This is a genomic window from Pseudomonas fuscovaginae SE-1, assembly GCF_000364705.1.
GTDB lineage: Bacteria > Pseudomonadota > Gammaproteobacteria > Pseudomonadales > Pseudomonadaceae > Aquipseudomonas > Aquipseudomonas fuscovaginae_A.
This window is the reverse complement of record NZ_AQOH01000015.1, coordinates 28105-48934: the sequence shown is the minus strand read 5'-3', so window position 1 is coordinate 48934 and position 20830 is coordinate 28105. Positions and strand designations below refer to the sequence as shown.

Sequence of the window (20830 nt, the reverse complement as noted above, 5' to 3'; positions counted from 1 at the left end):
CTGAAGATGCTGCGTATCCTGCTGATCAACGACACCGCGAAAAAGGTCGGGCGTCTGCGAACCGCCCTGGTCGAGGCCGGCTTCGACGTCATCGACGAGTCGGGACTGACCATCGACCTGCCCGCACGCGTGGAAAGCGTGCGCCCCGACGTGATCCTGATCGACACCGAATCCCCCAGCCGCGACGTGATGGAGCAGGTGGTGCTGGTCAGCCGCGACCAGCCCCGGCCCATCGTGATGTTCACCGACGAGCACGACCCGGGGGTGATGCGCCAGGCCATCAAGTCCGGGGTCAGCGCCTACATCGTCGAAGGCATCCAGGCCCAGCGCCTGCAGCCGATCCTCGACGTGGCCATGGCCCGTTTCGAGAGCGACCAGGCCCTGCGTGCCCAATTGCAGGCACGGGACCAGCAGTTGGCCGAACGCAAGCGCATCGAACAGGCCAAGGGCCTGCTGATGAAAATGAAGGACTGCAAGGAAGAAGAGGCCTATACCCTGATGCGGCGCCAGGCCATGAGCCGCCAGCAGAAACTGATCCAGGTCGCCGAACAGATCATCGCCATGAGTGAGCTGCTCGGCTGAAGCCCCACGGGTATGGCCCGCCTCTTGCTTATTCGAACCTGCAGGTAACCAACGGCGGTTGCCCCACTTTACGACAAAGACGTCGCCCACCCCTTTCGCGCCAGCGCAGCGGGTGGCGACGTCTTTTGCGTTTCGGTCCCGCAAACGGGGGCCAGTGGTGCAGCCGTGCAGGCGCATCACCGGCCCCTTGCGATAGCCCCCCTGAGACTCTTACCGCTGAGGTGCGTGATGAATGCAAGTTTCTGGAAGTCCGGCCATACCCCAACCCTGTTTTCGGCCTTTCTGTATTTCGACCTGAGTTTCATGGTCTGGTACCTGCTCGGCCCCCTCGCGGTGCAGATCGCCGCCGACCTGCACCTGACCACCCAGCAACGCGGGCTGGTAGTGGCCACGCCGATTCTGGCCGGTGCGGTCCTGCGCTTCCTGATGGGCATGCTGGCCGATCGGCTGTCGCCCAAGACCGCCGGGATCATCGGCCAGGTCTGCGTGATCGTGGCGCTGCTGGGTGCCTGGCAACTGGGCATCCACAGCTACGAACAGGCACTGCTGCTGGGCCTGTGCCTCGGTATGGCCGGGGCCTCGTTCGCCGTGGCCCTGCCCCTGGCCTCGCAATGGTACCCGCCACAGCACCAGGGCAAGGCCATGGGCATCGCCGGCGCCGGCAACTCGGGCACCGTGTTCGCCGCCCTGATCGCGCCGCTGCTCGCCGCTTCCTTCGGCTGGATCAACGTCTTCGGTTTTGCGCTGATTCCGCTGGTCGCCACCCTGCTGGTGTTCGTCCTGCTGGCGCGCAACGCCCCCCAACGGCCCAAGGCCAAGTCCATGGGTGACTACATGAAGGCTCTGGGTGACCGCGACAGTTGGTGGTTCATGTTCTTCTACAGCGTAACCTTCGGCGGTTTCATCGGTCTGGCCAGTGCGCTGCCCGGCTACTTCAACGACCAGTACGCCCTGAACCCGGTGACTGCCGGCTACTACACCGCCGCCTGCGTATTCGGCGGCAGCCTGATGCGTCCGCTGGGCGGCGCCCTGGCCGATCGTTTCGGCGGTATCCGCACCCTGCTCGGCATGTACGCCGTGGCCGCGACCTGCATCGCCGCCGTGGGCTTCAACCTGCCCAGTTCCTATGCCGCCCTGGGGCTGTTCGTCCTGGCAATGCTCGGCCTCGGGGCCGGCAACGGCGCGGTGTTCCAACTGGTGCCACAACGCTTTCGCCTGGAAATCGGCGTGATGACCGGGCTGATCGGCATGGCCGGTGGCATCGGCGGCTTCGCCCTGGCGGCCGGCATGGGCGCGATCAAGCAGAGCACCGGCAGCTATCAGTTGGCCTTGTGGTTGTTCGCCAGCCTGGGCTTGCTCGCCTGGTTCGGACTGCATGGGGTCAAGCGCCGCTGGCGGACCACCTGGGGCTCGGCGGCCGTGACCGCGGCCCGGGTCTGAGCGGCCGATGGCCTTGCAACTGAGCTTCGCCCAGGCCAGCGCCACCGGCCCGCGCACGGAGAACCAGGACGCCGTGCGTCTGGTCACACCGGCACCGGAGCTGGCAGCGAGCAAGGGTTACCTGTTCGCCATCGCCGACGGGGTCAGCCAGTGCGCCGATGGCGCGCTGGCGGCGCAGGCGACCCTGCAGGCGCTGGCACTCGACTACTACGCCACACCGGCGACCTGGGGCGTGGCCCAGTCGCTGGACCGCCTGCTGCTGGCGCAGAACCGCTGGCTGCAGGCCAATGGCGGCGGACAACCGCTGCTCACCACCCTGAGTGCCGTGGTCCTGCGCGGACGGCGTTTCACCCTGGCCCATGTCGGCGATTGCCGGGTCTATCGCTGGCATGGCGACCAGTTGCAGCGGATCAGCCAGGACCACGTCTGGGACCAGCCGGACATGCGGCACGTGCTCAAGCGCGCGCTTGGCCTGGACCAGCATCTGGTGGTCGACTATCTCGATGGCGAACTGCGCCAGGGTGAGAGCTTCGTGCTGCTCAGCGACGGCGTCTGGGCCACCCTCGGCGATGGGGCGATTGCCAGCATCCTGCGTGAACAGCCCGAGCCGAACGATGCGGTGAAGACCCTGGTCAGTGCCGCACACCTGGCCGGCAGCCAGGACAACGCCAGCGCCCTGCTGGTGAAGGTCGAAAAACCGGGGGAAAACAGTCTCGGCGATACCCTGATCCAGTTGCAGCAATGGCCATTGCCGCCACTGCTCAAGCCCGGCCAGCCGTTCGAGGGTTGGCAGGTCGAGAGCCTGCTGAGGCAGACCCGGCAATCGCTGCTCTATCGGGTCCGGGATCCCCAGCAGCAGCCCTGGCTGCTCAAGACCCTGCCGGAAAGCCGGCATGTCGAGCCCGACGCGGGCCAGGGTCTGCTGCTGGAAGAGTGGTTCCTGCGCCGGGTCGCCGGACGGTGTTTTCCCGAAGTCCACCCCGCCCCGCAACGCCAGCACCTGTATTACCTGATGCGCGAGTATCCGGGGCAGACCCTTGCCGAACTGTTCCGGCAGCTCGGGCCGTTGCCGCTGGCGCAGTGGCAGGAGTTGGCCAGGCGCACCCTGCAGGCGGTCGGCATGCTGCATCGGCGCAATATCCTGCATCGCGACATCAAGCCGGAAAACCTGCACCTGGGCAGCGATGGCGAATTGCGCTTGCTGGATTTCGGCCTGGCCTATTGCCCTGGGCTGAGTGCGGAGCCTGGCCCGGAACTGCCGGGCACCCCCGGCTACATCGCACCGGAGGCCTTCGACGGACAGCCGCCGGATGTCCGTCAGGACCTCTACAGTGTCGGCGTCAGCCTGTTCCATCTACTGACCGGGCATTACCCGCACGGTGAAATCGAGGCTTTCCAACGCCCGCGCTTCGGTACGCCGGTCAGTGCCGCCCGTTACCGCCCGGACCTCCCCGAATGGCTGGCCCACAGTCTGAATCGGGCGGTCACGGTGGATCCCGCGGAACGCTACGAGACGGCCGAGCAATGGCTGCTGGAGTTGGAGAAAGGCGAGCGCAACGTGCTGGACGTGCGCCCGCGACCGCTGCTGGAGCGCGAACCGCTGAAAGTCTGGCGCACGGTGGCGCTGCTGTCGTTGCTGGCCAACCTGGCCCTGCTGCTCTGGATGCTGAAACCCTGAGCGTTGAATCGCAGGCAAAGAAAAGCCCGGCAAAAGCCGGGCTTTTCGCAACACCAGGCTAATTACTTAGCTTGGGCTTCAACGGAAGCTTCTACGCGACGGTTGATCGCACGGCCAGCTTCGGTAGCGTTGTCAGCCACTGGACGGGATTTACCGTAGCCAACCGACTGAACGCGGTCAGGAGAGATGCCGTCTTTGACCAGGATTTGCTTGACAGCGTCAGCACGACGCTGAGACAGCTTCTGGTTGTAGGCATCGGTACCGATGCTGTCGGTGTGACCGGCAACGGTGGTGGTGGTTTGTGGGTACTGCTTCATGAAGTCAGCCAGGTTCTTCACGTCGCCGTAGCTGTTAGGCTTGACCACAGCCTTGTTGAAGTCGAACTTCACGTCCAGCTCAACCTTGACCACTTCAGCAACTGGAGCTTCTGGAGCAGGAGCTGGCTCTTGAGCAACTGGAGCTGGAGCAGGTGCTGGAGCAACCTTGCCGCCGTTGCCACCGAAGTTCACGCCCAGACCAACCAGAGCAGCGTAGTCCCACTTGCCGTTGTCCAGCTTGTAGTCGGCTTCAACGCCAGCACGGGCGTAGAAGTTGTCGGTGATGTACCACTTGGCGCCAGCGCCGGTGGTCAGGAAAGTCGACTGGTCACGACCGGTGTGGCCGTCAGCAGCAACGTTGGTCAGGCTGCCGTGGGCAACGCCGCCTTCAACGTATGGACGGATCGCATCGCCAACGGTACCGAAGTGGTACTGACCTTTCAGACCGAACTTGTCACCGCCCAGCTTCTGGTTGCCGGTGCCGTCGTTCGAACGGGTGTGGTTGGTCTTGTCGTAGGTCAGGTTGACCGATACGTCGTCGGTGATGAAGTAGCCCAGCGAAGCGCCTGGGTTGTAGCCGTCTTCGACGTGCTTGACGCTGTCGTTGTACTGCTTCTTGTAGAACAGCTCACCCTCGACTGCGCCTTGGCCTTGTGCCAGAGCGCCGAACGAAGTTGCGGCTACAAGTGTACCAACGGCAATGCCCAAGGTGTTTTTCAGTTTCATCCGTTAAATCCCCATCTGGTGATTGTGAATCAGTCCCCAAACCGGGGGACAACTCGGCGACAAGTCTAGCAGAACTTGCCTGAACGTAAGAGGTATTTGCGTCGAACTAAGTTTCAGCAATGCCCGCAAATTTCTCACGCAATTTATCAAGCGCCCTCTTGTAGCGCATTTTCGTAGCACTCAGGCCCATGTGCATGATGTCGGCGATCTCCTGAAATTCCAGCTCTGCGACAAAACGTAGCACCAGGATCTCCCGATCGATCGGATTCACATGCACCAGCCAGCGGTCAAGACCACCTTTTTCTTCGGGCGCCGGCGTCTTCTCCTCGGATGCCTCCTCGAGCGGATCGAGGCTCAGGGCATCCATCAGACGACGCTTGCGCCGCTCCTTGCGATACTGGGTAATGCATTCGTTGTAGGTGATGCTGTAGAGCCACGTCTTGAACTTCGATTTACCCTCAAAGTTCTTAAGGCCATACAAAACCTTCAACATCACTTCCTGACAGACATCATCCGCATCACGATCGTTCCCTAAATACCTTGAACAAACGCTGAACAAAGTTCGTTGATAGCGCCGCATCAACTCTTCGTAGGCGCGAGTCACGTGAAACAGCTCCGCATGCGAACGCGCCACCAGCTCCTCATCGGTGAGCTCGCGGGGGTCGTAACGCATCGATAGCGATTGGGTTTTATTCAAAACGAGTCTTGCCGACAGTCAGGTCAATGTCCGCCGCCGCCCCAGGCTGGGGGGCTTTTTTGCGGCGGCATACATTAGCAGGGTTTGCCGGATTAGCGGCTACTCACATGCTGTTCCAGCAGGATCCGATTGGAGAGAGAGACTAGCTCCCCCTCATCGGTCAGCAATGTGGTCTTAACCGTGCCGATCTCTTCGATCTGCCCTTCGACCTCGCCAACTCGCACTTGTTGCCCAACCTGATACAACTCGCGCACATAGATGCCCGCCAGGATCTGCCCGGCAATTTCCCGGCTGCCCAGGCCCAGGGCCAGCGCCACGGCCAGACCGACGGTAATCAGCACGATCACGATCACGTGGTTCAGCAGGTCGGTCTTGACCTCCAACTGACTGATCGCCACCGAAATACTGATGATCACCACCAGGCCCTGGGCCACGCGCCCCAGGCCACTGGCGTAATCCAGGCCCACTCCTTCGGCGGCACCACGCACCAGGCCATTGACCAGTTGCGCCAGCAGCATGCCGACCAGCAGCACCAGCGCCGCACCGAACACCTTGGGCAGGTACAGCGCCAGCATGTCGAGCGTTGCCGAAACCCGCTCCAGGCCCAGCGACTCCGCCGCGGAAACCAGGAAAATCAGGAGGATGAACCAATAGACGATCTTGCCGATCAGCGTCGAGATCGGCACCTGGATGCCCGCCCGACCAAGCAGCTTGGTCAGGCCGGTACCGGCCATCAGGCGGTCCAGCCCCAGTTTGGCCAGCAGTTTGGACAGCAGGGTATCGAGCAGCTTCGCCACGACGAAGCCCAGCAGTACCACGACCAGGGCGCCAAACAGGTTCGGGATGAAGTTCGCGACCTTCGTCCACAACGCTGTCATCGCCGTCACCAGACTCCGAGTCCAGAGATCAAGTTCCATATTTTCAATCAGCCTTATCCGCAGAGCGGGAACCAGGGGTACGACGAGAAACCGGCATCACATGGGCCGATCCATTGTTCAGGGCGATCATCAGCGCCTGCAGCCAGCGCCCCAGCAGACTGAAGAGATCACCCGCGCCAACCTGGCGGTTGGCGGTTTTCAGCACACGCCCCAGGCACGCATCGTCGTCACGGGGAGTGGACGGCGAGGCCTTGAGCATGTCGCGCAGAGACTGTTCAAACGGATCGTGCATAAGCACCTCTCGGGATGTCTTGAAAAGACGCGATCGGATTTTTCCGGGTCACATGCAACATCCTTCAGAACCAGCGCAAACGACGAAACAGCCACCACTGCCCGAGCGCCACGGCGACGATCAGCAGGCAGGCGATGACAAAACCATAGGGGTCCTGCGACCCCGGAATTCCGCCGACGTTGATCCCCAGCAGGCCGGTGAGAAAGCTCATCGGCAGGAAGATCCCGGTGATGATCCCGAAGCGGTACATGATCTTGTTCATGTGCTGGTTCAGGCGCCGGTCCTCGGCGTCAAGCAGCAGCCCCACGCGCTCGCGGGTCAGTTCGAGCTCCTCGAGGTAGCGGGTCAGGCTGTTGTTCAACTCGTTCCAGTAGTCGGCATCGTCATCGGCGAACCAGGGTAAGCGGATCCGGGTCAGTTGACCGAAGATGTCCCGCTGCGGAGCCAGGAAACGCTTCAGTCCGGCGGCCCGACGACGGATCTGCAGAACCGCTCCGTGCTCGGGACAATACCGTTCGTCGGAATCTGCCTTTTCTTCCTCGGCATCGACCACTTCCGAGAGTTCGCCGACCAGATCCTGGACCTTCATCGTCAGGTGCTGGGCAATGTACAGGATGAGTTCGGAAGCGGTTTTCGGCCCCTGCCCCTCCTCCAGTTGCGCCAGCAACTCATCGGTGGCCCGCAACGGGCGCAGGCGCAGGGAAATCACCTGGCGGGCCGAGGCGAAGATCCGCACCGAGACCATATCCTCGGGCTCGGCCCCCGGATTGAGGTTGACCCCGCGCAGGAACAGCAGCAATTCGCTGTCCGGTAGCGGCAGCAGGCGCGGGCGGGTGTTCTCCTCCAGCAGCAGATTGCAGCTGAACTCACTCAGGCCGCTGGAATGGCGCAGCCAGGTGCGGGTCTGCGGATGGCTGCGATCCCAATGCAGCCAGAGGCTTTCCTCCGGCTGCAACTGCAGGTCATCCAGCTCGGTCCGAGCAATCGAGCGCGCACCACCCCTACCATCGAGAACCAGGGCATGGACCAGCCCCCACTGCGCGTTGTCTTCCTCGAACATCCCTACCCCTGTGGTCGACTTTCGAAAAAATTACTCAGGCATCTTCAACGCACTGGGCGAGACGATAATTCCGTTGTTGTCCGCGTAAACGTACTCGCCCGGGCGGAACGTGACGCCGGCGAAAGTGACATTCACGTTCAAGTCACCGATTCCGCGCTTGTCGGTCTTCATCGGGTGGCTGGCCAGGGCCTGTACGCCCAGATCGGTCTGCGCGATCACATCGACGTCGCGAATGCAGCCATAGACCACCAGACCTTCCCACCCATTCTTCGCCGCCTTCTCGGCCAGCATGTCCCCGAGCAGCGCGCGACGCAGCGACCCCCCACCATCGACGACCAGGACCTTGCCGCGACCATCGGTCTCGACCTGCTCCTTGACCAGGGAGTTATCCTCGAAACACTTGATGGTCACGATCTCGCCGCCGAAGGAGTCACGACCACCAAAGTTACTGAACATCGGCTCGAGCACCTGCACCAGTTCGGGATAGGCATCGCACAGGTCGGGAGTGACGTAATGGTTCATGGACAAACTCCTGTAGATGAGACCGCAATCGAGGTGCCAATCCTTCCCGGCATCTCCTGAAGAAACGCTCTACCCGGCCGATTGTTTAGACAATGACCAGAAATGCTCAATGCGTCATATGTTAGCCGCAACGTCCCTGAAGCGGAATGCCCTTCTCAGGACGCTTGCTGAACCTCGCCTGACTGAGGCGCCATAAAAGCCTGCTGATCGCGCAACCAGTCCGCCACCAGCGGCCACACCTCGGTTTGGGCCGGCTTGCTCACCAGCATCTCCACATGCCCGAATGCCGAGCTGAAACCGGCCGCTCGCCCCAGGCAGATGAAACGCTTGAGCGGCGAGCCGATCTGCTCGAACAACTTGCGACAGGCCCAGGCCGGATCCTGCCGGTCGCCCTCGGCGCTCACCGCCAGCACCGGCACGTCGACCTCCGCCAGGCCCTCCCACCAATTGCGCTCCTTGTCGCCGAAGCGGCCGAACAGGCCGTACCAGCGCATGCTTTCCAGGGCCAGGCCGATCGGCTCGTCCTCCGGGCCGCGCTTGAGACGCGAGCCGGACAGGTGGGCGAAGCGCTTGAGCAGAAAACGCCCACTCCACTCCACCACCGGAATCTTCAGCGGCCAGTAGGTACGGCTGACCTGGCTGCCGAACAGCGCGGCCGAAGCCACGGCGGGCGCTCCCAGGTGCTGGCCGCCGAGAGCCGCCGCCAGGGTCGTGCCGCCCAGGGAATGGCCGATCCAGTGAGGAATCTGGCCACTCTGTTCCCGAACGAACGCCGCGATTGCCGGCAGGTCATAACGGGCGTAATCGGCGACGCGATTCTTGCGATAGTCCTGGTTGCGCACGGACAGGCCATGACCACGCATTTCCGGCACCCAGACATCGAATCCGGCGCGCGCAAGATAAGCGCCCAGGCCAACCCCCTTGGGCGAAAACCAGAAACGCCGATTGGAAAAACTGCCGTGCAGGAGAATGACCGGCACGCCACGGGCCTGCGGTTCGTCGGCCATGCCCAGGCGGGTCACCGCCAGCTCGACCGAGGCATCGGGACTGTTGCCCGGTTTCAAACGATAGACGTCTTCGCTCAGATCGCCACGACGCTCGGCGCTGAGCAAAGCCACCGGAAAAAGATCACTGCTGCTTTGCATAAGGCTCTTGCACAAAAAAGGGCGATGCCTGTGCGGCTTCGCCCCATATGACACAAGGTACCGAGCGACCTCGGCGCCTGCCGCCCCACAGGGGATCAGGCAGCGCCTGGACGCCGGTACCCTCTCTCGGACTTACGCCTGGCCTTCGGCCAGGAAGAACCAGGTTTCCAGCACGGTGTCCGGGTTCAGGGAGACGCTTTCGATGCCCTGCTCCATCAGCCAGCGCGCCAGGTCCGGGTGGTCCGACGGGCCCTGGCCGCAGATGCCGATGTACTTGCCGGCCTTGTTGCAGGCCTGGATGGCGTTGGACAGCAGCTTCTTCACCGCCGGGTTACGCTCGTCGAACAGGTGCGCGATGATCCCCGAGTCGCGGTCCAGACCCAGGGTCAGCTGGGTCAGGTCGTTGGAACCGATGGAGAAACCGTCGAAGTGTTCGAGGAACTCCTCGGCCAGGATCGCGTTGGACGGCAGTTCGCACATCATGATCACGCGCAGGCCGTCCTGGCCACGGGCCAGGCCGTTGGCCGCCAGCAGCTCGACCACCTGGCTGGCTTCGCCCAGGGTCCGGACGAACGGCACCATGATCTCGACGTTGGTCAGGCCCATCTCGTTGCGCACGCGCTTGAGGGCACGGCACTCGAGCTCGAAGCAGTCACGGAACGACTCGCTGATGTAGCGCGAGGCGCCACGGAAGCCCAGCATCGGGTTTTCTTCTTCCGGCTCGTAGAGCTTGCCGCCGATCAGGTTGGCGTATTCGTTGGACTTGAAGTCCGACAGGCGCACGATGACTTTCTTCGGCCAGAACGCGGCGGCCAGGGTGCTGATGCCCTCGACCAGCTTCTCGACATAGAAGCCGACCGGGTCGTCGTAGCCGGCGATGCGCTTGTCGACGCTTTCCTTGATCTCCAGCGGCAGGCCGGCGTAGTTCAGCAGCGCCTTGGGATGCACGCCGATCATGCGGTTGATGATGAACTCCAGGCGGGCCAGGCCCACGCCGGCGTTCGGCAGTTGCGCGAAGTCGAAGGCGCGGTCCGGGTTGCCGACGTTCATCATGATCTTGAACGGCAGCTCCGGCATGGCGTCGACGGAGTTCTTCTTGATGTCGAAGCCCAGCTCGCCTTCGAAGATGTAGCCGGTGTCGCCCTCGGCGCAGGACACGGTCACGCCCTGGCCGTCCTTGAGCAGCTCGGTGGCGTTGCCGCAGCCGACCACCGCAGGAATGCCCAGTTCACGGGCGATGATCGCCGCGTGGCAGGTACGGCCGCCGCGGTTGGTGACGATGGCGCTGGCGCGCTTCATCACCGGTTCCCAGTCCGGGTCGGTCATGTCGGAGACCAGCACGTCGCCGACCTGGACCTTGTCCATCTCGGTCACGTCGCGAATGATGCGGACCTTGCCGGCGCCGATGCGCTGGCCGATGGCCCGGCCCTCGACCAGCACGGTGCCCTTTTCCTTGAGCAGGTAGCGCTCCATGACGTTGGCGCTGGCGCGGCTCTTCACCGTTTCCGGGCGGGCCTGCACGATGTACAGCTTGCCGTCGTCACCGTCCTTGGCCCACTCGATGTCCATCGGGCACTGGTAGTGCTTCTCGATGATCATCGCCTGCTTGGCCAGCTCGCTGACTTCGGCGTCGGTCAGGCAGAAACGCGCGCGATCGGCCTTGTCGACCTCGACGGTCTTGACCGAACGACCGGCCTTGGCCTCGTCGCCGTAGATCATCTTGATCGCCTTGCTGCCCAGGTTGCGGCGCAGGATCGCCGGGCGGCCGGCGCTCAGGGTGTTCTTGTGGACGTAGAATTCGTCCGGGTTGACCGCGCCCTGCACGACGGTTTCGCCCAGGCCGTAGGCGCCGGTGATGAACACCACGTCACGGAAGCCCGACTCGGTGTCGAGGGTGAACATCACGCCGGCGGTGCCGGTTTCCGAACGGACCATGCGCTGCACGCCGGCCGACAGGGCCACCAGCTTGTGGTCGAAGCCCTGGTGCACGCGGTAGGAAATGGCGCGGTCGTTGAACAGCGAGGCGAACACTTCCTTGGCCGCGCGGATGACGTTGTCCACGCCACGGATGTTCAGGAAGGTTTCCTGCTGGCCGGCGAAGGAGGCATCCGGCAGGTCTTCGGCGGTCGCCGAGGAGCGCACGGCCACGGCCATGTCCGGGTTGCCGGCCGACAGCGCGGCGAAAGCGGCGCGAATCTCGGCATTGAGGCGCTCGGGGAATTCGGCCTCCATGATCCACTGGCGAATCTGTGCGCCGGTCTTGGCCAGGGCGTTGACGTCATCGACGTCCAGTGCGTCCAGCGCGGCGTGGATGCGGTCGTTCAGGCCACTCTGTTCGAGAAAATCGCGATACGCCTGAGCCGTAGTGGCAAAGCCGCCGGGAACCGACACGCCGGCGCCCGCGAGGTTACTGATCATCTCGCCAAGGGATGCGTTCTTGCCCCCTACGTGCTCCACATCATGGACGCCGAGCTTATCGAGGGAAACTACGTACTCTACCAAGGTGATCTCTCCACTGACTGTGTTGGATGAAGCTCAGGGCGGGCCATTTCAAATGGCTGGTCGATCCGCTCTGTGGCCTGGACCTGGAAAATAAGTGAGAATGCCAGCCATTCCAGGCCGGCAAATCCTGCCTATCATATCCAAGAATCGTCATCAGCTTAAGGCCCAAGGTGCAAATGAAACGATCTGCTTTCTTCATCTCCGATGGCACCGGCATCACCGCCGAAACCCTGGGTCAAAGCCTGTTGGCGCAGTTCGAGAACATTACCTTCGCCAAATCCACGCAACCGTACATCGACAGCGTGGACAAGGCCCGGGCCATGGTCCAGAAGATCAACAGCGCCGCCGAGCGGGACGGTTACCGCCCGATCATCTTCGACACCATCGTCAATCAGGACATTCGTGAGATTCTCGCCACGTCCAATGGTTTCATGATCGACATCTTTTCCACCTTCCTCGCCCCGCTGGAGCAGGAGCTGAGCGAGCATTCCTCCTACTCGGTGGGCAAGTCCCACTCCATCGGCGGCAACTCCAACTACATGGAGCGGATCGAGGCGGTGAACTTCGCCCTCGACAACGACGACGGCGCCCGCACCCACTACTACGACAAGGCCGACCTGATCCTGGTCGGCGTGTCGCGCTGCGGCAAGACGCCGACGTGCCTGTACATGGCGATGCAGTTCGGCATCCGCGCGGCCAACTACCCGCTGACCGAGGAAGACATGGAACGCCTGCAGTTGCCGACGGCCCTGCGCGCCCACCAGCACAAACTGTTCGGCCTGACCATCGACCCGGACCGCCTGACCGCCATCCGCAACGAACGCAAGCCCAACAGCCGCTACTCGAGCTATGCCCAGTGCGAATTCGAGGTGCGCGAGGTGGAAAACCTGTTCCGTCGGGAAAACATCCCGCACATCAACTCCACGCATTTTTCCGTGGAGGAGATTTCGGCGAAGATCCTCGTGGAGAAGGGTGTGGAGCGGCGGTTCAAGTAAGGATCCGAAAGGTGTGGTGGCAGGGTGGGCCTCTTCGCGGGCAAGCCCGGCTCCTACCGGGACGGGGTGATCCGCAGCCCCGCATACGACCCCCATCATGCAGGAGCCGGGCTTGCCCGCGAAGAGGCCCGCCCTGCCACCACGCGACCTAAAAAGCGTCGCCCGGCACCCGCACCCAGCCTTCCATCAATACCCGCGCACTGCGGCTCATGACGGCCTTGATCACGGTCCACTCGCCGTCGACCTCAGTCGCTTCGGCACCGACCCGCAACGTTCCCGACGGATGACCGAAACGTACCGAACCCCGCGCGCCGCCGCCCGCCGCCAGGTTCACCAATGTGCCGGGAATCGCCGCCGCCGTGCCGATGGCCACTGCCGCGGTGCCCATCATCGCGTGGTGCAGCTTGCCCATCGACAGCGCCCGCACCAGCAGGTCCACATCACCCGCCACCACGGCCTTGCCGCTCGACGCGGTATAACCGGCCGGCGGCGCGACGAAGGCCACCTTCGGCGTGTGCTGGCGCTTGGCCGCTTCGTCGAGATGGCCGATCAGCCCCATGCGCAACGCCCCGTGGGCACGAATGGTCTCGAAACGCGCCAAGGCCTCGGGATCGCCATTGATATCGCCCTGCAACTCGGTGCCGGTGTAGCCGATATCCGCAGCATTGACGAAGATCGTCGGAATCCCGGCGTTGATCAGGGTCGCCTTGAAGGTGCCGACACCCGGTACTTCCAGGTCGTCCACCAGGTTGCCGGTCGGGAACATCGAGCCGCCCGCGCCCTCTTCCTCGGCCGCCGGGTCCATGAACTCCAGCTGCACCTCGGCGGCGGGAAAGGTCACGCCATCGAGTTCAAAATCGCCGGTTTCCTGCACCTGGCCGTCGGTGATCGGCACATGGGCGATGATGGTCTTGCCGATGTTCACCTGCCAGATCCGCACCACCGCCACGCCATTGCGCGGAATCCGCGCGGCGTCCACCAGGCCGGCGCTGATGGCGAACGAACCGACCGCCGCCGACAGGTTGCCGCAGTTGCCGCTCCAGTCGATGAACGGCTTGTCGATCGACACCTGGCCGAACAGGTAGTCGACGTCGTGGTCGGCCTTGATGCTGCGCGACAGGATCACCGTCTTGCTGGTGCTGGAAGTCGCCCCGCCCATGCCGTCGATCTGTTTTTCGTAGGGATCGGGGCTGCCGATCACCCGCAGCAACAGCGCATCACGCGCCGCACCGGGCAGTTGCGCGGCCTCGGGCAGGTCGCTGAGGTTGAAGAACACCCCCTTGCTGGTGCCGCCACGCATGTAGGTGGCGGGGATTCTGATTTGTGCGGCGTGGGTCATGACATCTCCTGCACGATCCAAGACATGAATGGGGTCAACCGTTGACGCGGAGCGTCAAGGGCTGTGTTCCCACGCAGAGCGTGGGAACGATCGGGTTTGCCGTCAGCCGACGACAGCGGACTGCAGGAAGTCCTGGGCAAAACGCTGCAGCACACCGCCAGCCTCGTAGATTGACACCTCTTCAGCGGTGTCCAGGCGGCAGGTCACCGGTACTTCGACCTGTTCACCGTTCTTGCGCTGGATGACCAGGGTCAGGGTCGCCCGCGGCATACGCTCGCCAATCACGTCGAACGTCTCGGTACCGTCGATGCCAAGGGTCTTGCGATCGGTGCCCGGCTTGAACTCCAGCGGCAGCACGCCCATGCCGACCAGGTTGGTGCGGTGGATGCGTTCGAAGCCTTCGGCGACGATCGCCTCGACCCCCGCCAGCCGGACGCCCTTGGCCGCCCAGTCGCGGGACGAACCCTGGCCGTAGTCGGCACCGGCGATGATGATCAGCGGCTGCTTGCGCTCCATGTAGGTCTCGATGGCTTCCCACATGCGCATGACCTGACCTTCCGGTTCGACCCGCGCCAGCGAACCCTGCTTGACCTTGCCGTTCTCCTGGACCATTTCGTTGAACAGTTTCGGGTTGGCGAAGGTGGCACGCTGGGCGGTGAGGTGGTCGCCACGGTGCGTGGCGTAGGAGTTGAAGTCCTCTTCCGGCAGGCCCATTTTCGCCAGGTACTCGCCGGCCGCGCTGTCCAGCAGGATGGCGTTGGACGGCGACAGGTGGTCGGTGGTGATGTTGTCCGGCAGCACCGCCAGCGGGCGCATGCCCTTGAGCGACCGCGCTCCGGCCAGGGCGCCCTCCCAGTACGGCGGACGGCGGATGTAGGTGCTCATCGGCCGCCAGTCATAGAGCGGCTCGACCTTCGGCCCGTTGTCCTCCTGAATGGCGAACATCGGCGTATAGACCTTGCGGAACTGCTCCGGCTTGACCGAAGCCTTGACCATCGCGTCGATTTCCTCGTCGCTCGGCCAGATGTCCTTGAGGCGGATTTCCTTGCCCTCGGCATCCCGGCCCAGCACGTCCTTCTCGATATCGAAGCGGATGGTGCCGGCGATCGCGTAGGCCACCACCAGCGGCGGGGACGCCAGGAACGCCTGCTTGGCGTACGGATGGATGCGCCCGTCGAAGTTGCGATTGCCCGAGAGCACGGCCGTGGCGTAGAGGTCACGGTCGATGATTTCCTGCTGGATCACCGGATCCAGCGCACCGGACATGCCGTTGCAGGTGGTGCAGGCGAAGGCCACCACGCCAAAGCCCAACCGTTCCAGCTCGTCGGTCAGCCCGGCTTCATCCAGGTACAGCGCCACCGCCCGGGAACCGGGTGCCAGCGACGACTTGACCCACGGCTTGCGGGTCAGGCCCAGCCGGTTGGCGTTGCGCGCCAGCAGGCCGGCGGCGATGACGTTGCGCGGGTTGCTGGTGTTGGTGCAACTGGTGATGGCGGCGATGATCACCGCGCCGTCGGGCATCTGCCCCGGCACTTCGCTCCACTGCCCGGCAATGCCCTTGGCCGCCAGGTCGCTGGTGGCGACGCGGGCGTGCGGGTTGCTGGGCCCGGCCATGTTGCGCACCACCGACGACAGGTCGAACCGCAGGCCGCGCTCATATTGCGCGCCCTTGAGGCTGTCGGCCCACAGGCCGCTCTCGCGGGCGTAGGTCTCGACCAGTTGCACCTGTGCGTCTTCACGGCCGGTGAGCTTCAGGTAATCGATGGTTTGCTGGTCGATGTAGAACATCGCCGCCGTGGCGCCGTACTCCGGGGCCATGTTGGAAATGGTCGCGCGGTCGCCCAGGGTCAGCGCACTGGCGCCTTCGCCGAAGAACTCCAGATAGGCCCCGACCACCTTCTGCTTGCGCAGGAACTCGGTCAGCGCCAGCACCATGTCGGTAGCGGTGATACCCGGTTGCAACTTGCCGGTCAGCTCGACGCCAACGATCTCCGGCAGGCGCATCCAGGAAGCACGACCGAGCATCACGCTCTCGGCTTCCAGGCCGCCGACACCGATGGCGATCACGCCCAGCGCATCGACATGCGGGGTGTGGCTGTCGGTGCCGACGCAGGTGTCGGGAAAGGCCACGCCGTCACGCGCCTGGATCACCGGGGACATCTTCTCCAGGTTGATCTGGTGCATGATGCCGTTGCCCGGCGGGATCACGTCGACGTTCTTGAACGCCTTCCTGGTCCAGTCGATGAAGTGGAAGCGGTCTTCGTTGCGGCGGTCCTCGATGGCGCGGTTCTTGGCGAACGCATCCGGGTCGAAACCGCCGCACTCCACCGCCAGCGAGTGGTCGACGATCAGTTGGGTCGGCACCACCGGGTTGACCTGGGCCGGATCACCGCCCTGGTCGGCGATGGCGTCGCGCAGACCGGCCAGGTCCACCAGGGCGGTCTGGCCGAGGATGTCGTGGCAGACCACGCGGGCCGGGAACCAGGGGAAGTCGAGGTCGCGCTTGCGTTCGATCAACTGTTTGAGGGAATCGGTCAGCGTCGCGGGCTCGCAGCGACGCACCAGGTTCTCGGCCAGGACCCGGGAGGTATAGGGCAACGTGGCATAGGCTCCGGGCTGGATCGCATCGACCGCCGCGCGGGCATCGAAGAAGTCCAGGTGGCTGCCGGGCAGCGGTTTACGGTATTGGCTATTCATGGTCTGGGACTCGATCACGGTAAGGTCAACGGCAGGTGCAGGCCCTCGGAGCCCCCTGGTACTCATCCGTGGCGAGTGGGCTTGCCCACGCTCGACGGCAGAGCCGTCGCAGAACCAGGCGGCGCGTGCTCACGGGGAGAACGCATCGCCTGGACTCGGGGTTGCTGCGCAACCCAGCGGGGGCAAGCCCCCTCGCCACAGTCCGAGGTGACAGGCAGGCCTCAGGTAAGGCTCGCGCCCTCCAGTCAGCGACGCTCGATTGGCACGAACTTGCGCTGCTCGACGCCGGTGTACTCGGCGCTCGGACGGATGATGCGGTTGTTGGCACGCTGCTCGAACACATGCGCCGCCCAGCCGGTCAGGCGCGAACAGACGAAGATCGGCGTGAACAGCTTGGTCGGGATACCCATGAAGTGATACGCCGAGGCATGGTAGAAGTCGGCGTTGGGGAACAGTTTCTTCTGCTCCCACATGGTCTTGTCGATGGCTTCGGACACCGGGAACAGCACGGTATCCCCGACTTCATCGGCGAGTTTTCTCGACCAGCCCTTGATCACCTCGTTGCGCGGGTCGCTGTCCTTGTAGATCGCATGGCCGAAGCCCATGATCTTGTCCTTGCGCGCCAGCATGCCGAGGGTGCCCTCGATGGCCTCCTCGGGCGAGCCGAAACGTTCGATCATCTCCATCGCCGCCTCGTTGGCGCCGCCATGCAACGGGCCGCGCAGCGAGCCGATGGCCGCGGTGACGCAGGAGAACAGGTCGGACAGGGTCGAGGCACAAACCCGCGCGGTAAAGGTCGAGGCGTTGAACTCGTGCTCCGCGTAGAGGATCAGCGACACATCCATGACCTTGCGGTGCAGCTCGCTCGGCGCCTTGCCATGCAGCAGGTGCAGGAAATGCCCGCCCAGGGACTCCTCGTCGGTCACGCAGTCGATACGCTTGCCTTCATGGCTGAAACGGTACCAGTAGCACATGATCGCCGGGAAAGCGGCCAGCAGGCGGTCGGTGGTTTCATGCTGGCGGGAGAAGTCGCCCTCGGGTTCGATGTTGCCCAGGAACGAGCAGCCGGTGCGCATCACGTCCATCGGGTGGGCCTCGGCCGGAATGCGCTCGAGCACCTCTTTCAGCGCCTGTGGCAGGTCGCGCAGGGTACGCAGCTTGCCCATGTAGGCCGCCAGCTCGGTGGCGTTGGGCAGCTCGCCGTACAGTAGCAGGTAGGCGACTTCCTCGAAGCGCGCCTCGGCGGCCAGTTCACGTACGTCATAGCCACGGTAGGTCAACCCGGCACCGGCCTGGCCCACGGTGGACAGGGCGGTTTGCCCGGCGACCTGGCCGCGCAGGCCGGCACCGCTCAATACTTTTGCTTCAGCCATTGCTTTCTCCAAATTCTTGTAGGTTGTCGGGGACTCGGCAATTCGTTTTTTTTGTAGGAGCCGGCTTGCTGGCGATGATATCGACGCGATTGCCATGATCCACCGCGTCGCCTGGATCGCCAGCAAGCCGGCTCCCACAAGCAGGGGTCTGGCTTCAGACCTTCTTCTGGGCGAACAGCGCATCGAGCTTCTGCTCGAAGGCGTGGTAGTCGATGCGATCGTAAAGCTCCATGCGCGTCTGCATGGTGTCGATCACGTTCTGCTGGGTGCCGTCACGACGAATCGCGGTGTAGACGTTTTCCGCCGCCTTGTTCATGGCGCGGAACGCCGACAGCGGATAGAGCACCAGCGACACGTCGGCGGATGCCAGTTGCTCGGTGGTGTACAGCGGCGTCGCGCCGAACTCGGTGATGTTGGCCAGGATCGGCGCCTTCACACGGTTGGCGAACAGCTTGTACATGTCCAGTTCGGTGATGGCTTCCGGGAAAATCATGTCGGCACCGGCCTCGATGCACGCAGCCGCGCGGTCCAGCGCCGACTCCAGCCCTTCCACCGCCAGTGCATCGGTGCGCGCCATGATCACGAAGCTGTCATCGGTACGGGCATCGACGGCCGCCTTGATGCGATCGACCATCTCCTGCTGGGAGACGATTTCCTTGTTCGGCCGGTGGCCGCAGCGCTTGGCGCCGACCTGGTCCTCGATATGGATCGCCGCCGCGCCGAACTTGCTCATCGAGCGCACGGTACGGGCGACGTTAAAGGCCGAAGAGCCGAAACCGGTGTCGACATCCACCAAAAGCGGCAGGTCGCAGACATCGGTGATGCGCCGCACATCAGTCAGCACATCATCCAGGCCGGTGATGCCCAGATCCGGCAGGCCGAGGGAACCGGCCGCAACGCCGCCGCCGGACAGGTAGATCGCCTTGAAGCCGGCACGCTTGGCCAGCAGCGCGTGGTTGGCGTTGATCGCCCCGACCACCTGCAGCGGATGTTCGCTGGCGACCGCCTCGCGGAAACGCTGACCGGGCGTGTTTTTGTTGGAACCCTGACTCATGACTCACCTCGTGGAGTGGCTGTCGGTTTCGCGCCGTCCTGGTAGTGACGCGCAATATTGCGTTTCGACGCGCCGATGTGACGGCGCATCAACAGTTCGGCCAGTTCGCCGTCGCGATCGGCGATCGCATCGAGAATCCGGTGGTGCTCGGCGAAGGCCTGGCGTGGCCGGTTGGGTGTCGCGGAAAACTGGATGCGATACATGCGCACGAGCTGATAGAGCTCGCCGCAGAGCATCTGGGTCAGGGTGCGGTTGCCGGCGCCCTGGATGATCCGGTAGTGGAAGTCGAAGTCGCCTTCCTGCTGGTAGTAGCCGACACCCGCCTGGAACGCTGCGTCACGCTCGTGGGTGTGCAACACCTGACGCAGTTCTTCGATCTCCTCACTGGTCATGCGCTCGGCGGCGAGGCGGCAGGCCATGCCTTCGAGGGACTCGCGGATTTCGTAAAGTTCGATCAGCTCGGCATGGCTGAGCGAAACCACCCGCGCCCCGACATGGGGTACCCGGACCAACAGGCGCTGCCCTTCCAGGCGATGGATGGCCTCGCGCAGCGGGCCACGGCTGATGCCGTAGGTGCGCGCCAGCTCCGGCTCGGAGATTTTGCTGCCGGGTGCGATCTCGCCCTTGACGATAGCGGCCTGGATACGCCGGAAGACGTTTTCGGACAGGGTTTCCGAATCTTCCTGAGGAGTCACCAGCGGCTCCAGATTTTCCAGCATATTGTCGACACCTTAAAAATCAATGACAGTAAAACTAGCCAATAAGGCTATGACAGTCAAAGAATTAATGGATATTGTCGACAATAGTCTAAGAACACTGAAAAACGCCGGATCATGACAGCGACAGCCACCCCGGCGCTGGCGCCATAAAACCAGCATGTTAGAATGCCGCGCGCATCTGACGATGCCATGCCTGTCATCTTCATCTGACAGACGCACGAGGAAGCTTGCGCGGTATTGCCAGTCACCTTGAATACGCGCCAGGACTTATGAGACTCAAGCCCTTCCCTCTACTGCTTTTGTTCCTTCTCTGCCTGCCGGGCCTCGGCAGCGCGGCCGAAAAGACCGTGTACGGGCTGAACGAGTACGCGACCCTGGCCGGCATCGACCTCGAAGTCGCGGCCAAACTCGATACCGGTGCCAAGACCGCCTCCCTCAGCGCCCGTGACATAAAACGTTTCAAACGCAACGGTGAAAGCTGGGTACGCTTCTACCTGGCCATCGACACCGCCCACTCGCACCCCATCGAACAGCCGCTGGCCCGGGTCAGCAAGATCAAGCGCCGCTCCGGCGACTACGACCCGGACGAGGACAAGGCCTATACTGCCCGCCCGGTGATCACCCTGAATGTCTGCATGGGTACGGCCTTACGCACCATTGAAGTGAACTTGACCGACCGAAGCGCTTTCCAATACCCGCTTCTGATTGGCTCCGAGGCGCTCAAGCGCTTCGATGCGCTGGTAGACCCCAGCCTTAAATACGCTGCCGGCAAACCCGCCTGCACCGCCGACGCTCTCACCGCCGAGTAATTCGC

Annotated in this window: 18 protein-coding genes; 5 read left to right on the top strand and 13 right to left on the bottom strand. The window is 63.4% G+C overall.

Annotation, left to right across the window (positions count from 1 at the left end; translation table 11 throughout):
• The first annotated feature begins 6 nt into the window (after nucleotides 1-6).
• From K675_RS0102340 to K675_RS0102330, 3 genes are all read left to right on the top strand, one after another.
• Nucleotides 7-582, top strand: coding sequence for an ANTAR domain-containing response regulator (locus K675_RS0102340; RefSeq protein WP_017901901.1), 576 nt, complete (start codon nucleotides 7-9; stop codon nucleotides 580-582).
• Between the two features lie 228 nt (nucleotides 583-810).
• Nucleotides 811-2022 carry a nitrate/nitrite transporter gene (locus tag K675_RS0102335; protein WP_017901900.1) on the top strand — a complete coding sequence of 404 codons (1212 nt, stop codon included), beginning with the start codon at nucleotides 811-813 and terminating at the stop codon, nucleotides 2020-2022.
• A gap of 7 nt (nucleotides 2023-2029) precedes the next feature.
• Entirely contained in the window at nucleotides 2030-3700 is a 1671-nt protein-coding gene (locus tag K675_RS0102330; protein WP_017901899.1) for a bifunctional protein-serine/threonine kinase/phosphatase, read from the top strand.
• A 62-nt stretch (nucleotides 3701-3762) separates the two neighbouring features.
• On the opposite strand, the gene K675_RS0102325 is transcribed toward K675_RS0102330, so the two are convergent.
• From K675_RS0102325 to ppsA, 8 genes are all read right to left on the bottom strand, one after another.
• Nucleotides 3763-4743 (bottom strand): OmpA family protein, encoded by a 981-nt coding sequence (locus tag K675_RS0102325; protein WP_017901898.1) that lies wholly within the window; start codon nucleotides 4741-4743, stop codon nucleotides 3763-3765.
• A 106-nt stretch (nucleotides 4744-4849) separates the two neighbouring features.
• Entirely contained in the window at nucleotides 4850-5440 is a 591-nt protein-coding gene (sigX, locus tag K675_RS0102320) for an RNA polymerase sigma factor SigX (protein ID WP_026007354.1), read from the bottom strand.
• 92 nt (nucleotides 5441-5532) lie between these two features.
• On the bottom strand, nucleotides 5533-6357 hold the full coding sequence (locus K675_RS0102315; protein WP_026144854.1) for a mechanosensitive ion channel family protein: 825 nt from the start codon (nucleotides 6355-6357) through the stop codon (nucleotides 5533-5535).
• A gap of 4 nt (nucleotides 6358-6361) precedes the next feature.
• A complete protein-coding gene (locus K675_RS0102310; protein WP_017901896.1) occupies nucleotides 6362-6610 on the bottom strand; it encodes a hypothetical protein in 249 nt (82 codons plus the stop codon).
• Between the two features lie 64 nt (nucleotides 6611-6674).
• On the bottom strand, nucleotides 6675-7670 hold the full coding sequence (locus K675_RS0102305; protein ID WP_017901895.1) for a zinc transporter ZntB: 996 nt from the start codon (nucleotides 7668-7670) through the stop codon (nucleotides 6675-6677).
• Nucleotides 7671-7700: 30 nt separating this feature from the next.
• Complete coding sequence (rraA, locus tag K675_RS0102300; RefSeq protein ID WP_017901894.1) at nucleotides 7701-8192, bottom strand: ribonuclease E activity regulator RraA; 492 nt, start codon at nucleotides 8190-8192, stop codon at nucleotides 7701-7703.
• A 155-nt stretch (nucleotides 8193-8347) separates the two neighbouring features.
• Nucleotides 8348-9337: an alpha/beta fold hydrolase gene (locus tag K675_RS0102295; protein ID WP_017901893.1), complete on the bottom strand. Its 990-nt coding sequence runs from the start codon at nucleotides 9335-9337 to the stop codon at nucleotides 8348-8350.
• Between the two features lie 132 nt (nucleotides 9338-9469).
• Nucleotides 9470-11839, bottom strand: coding sequence for a phosphoenolpyruvate synthase (gene ppsA, locus K675_RS0102290; protein WP_026144853.1), 2370 nt, complete (start codon nucleotides 11837-11839; stop codon nucleotides 9470-9472).
• Between the two features lie 176 nt (nucleotides 11840-12015).
• Here ppsA and ppsR point away from each other — a divergent pair, with 176 nt between their 5' ends.
• Nucleotides 12016-12834, top strand: a complete 819-nt coding sequence (gene ppsR / locus K675_RS0102285) for a posphoenolpyruvate synthetase regulatory kinase/phosphorylase PpsR (RefSeq protein WP_017901891.1) — start codon at nucleotides 12016-12018, stop codon at nucleotides 12832-12834.
• 148 nt (nucleotides 12835-12982) lie between these two features.
• On the opposite strand, the gene prpF is transcribed toward ppsR, so the two are convergent.
• The 5 genes from prpF to K675_RS0102260 all read right to left on the bottom strand — a co-directional run bounded on the left by prpF (nucleotide 12983) and on the right by K675_RS0102260 (nucleotide 20016).
• Nucleotides 12983-14173 (bottom strand): 2-methylaconitate cis-trans isomerase PrpF, encoded by a 1191-nt coding sequence (gene prpF / locus K675_RS0102280; RefSeq protein ID WP_017901890.1) that lies wholly within the window; start codon nucleotides 14171-14173, stop codon nucleotides 12983-12985.
• 102 nt (nucleotides 14174-14275) lie between these two features.
• A complete protein-coding gene (gene acnD / locus K675_RS0102275) occupies nucleotides 14276-16870 on the bottom strand; it encodes a Fe/S-dependent 2-methylisocitrate dehydratase AcnD (protein ID WP_017901889.1) in 2595 nt (864 codons plus the stop codon).
• Between the two features lie 245 nt (nucleotides 16871-17115).
• Nucleotides 17116-18243 (bottom strand): bifunctional 2-methylcitrate synthase/citrate synthase, encoded by a 1128-nt coding sequence (gene prpC, locus K675_RS0102270; protein ID WP_017901888.1) that lies wholly within the window; start codon nucleotides 18241-18243, stop codon nucleotides 17116-17118.
• Between the two features lie 154 nt (nucleotides 18244-18397).
• Nucleotides 18398-19297 (bottom strand): methylisocitrate lyase, encoded by a 900-nt coding sequence (gene prpB / locus K675_RS0102265; RefSeq protein WP_017901887.1) that lies wholly within the window; start codon nucleotides 19295-19297, stop codon nucleotides 18398-18400.
• Nucleotides 19294-20016 carry a GntR family transcriptional regulator gene (locus K675_RS0102260; RefSeq protein ID WP_017901886.1) on the bottom strand — a complete coding sequence of 241 codons (723 nt, stop codon included), beginning with the start codon at nucleotides 20014-20016 and terminating at the stop codon, nucleotides 19294-19296. The genes prpB and K675_RS0102260 overlap by 4 nt, the downstream gene beginning before the upstream one ends.
• A 269-nt stretch (nucleotides 20017-20285) precedes the next feature.
• On the opposite strand from K675_RS0102260, the gene K675_RS0102255 reads away from it, so the two are divergent.
• A complete protein-coding gene (locus K675_RS0102255) occupies nucleotides 20286-20825 on the top strand; it encodes an ATP-dependent zinc protease family protein (RefSeq protein WP_026144852.1) in 540 nt (179 codons plus the stop codon).
• Nucleotides 20826-20830: the final 5 nt, after the last annotated feature.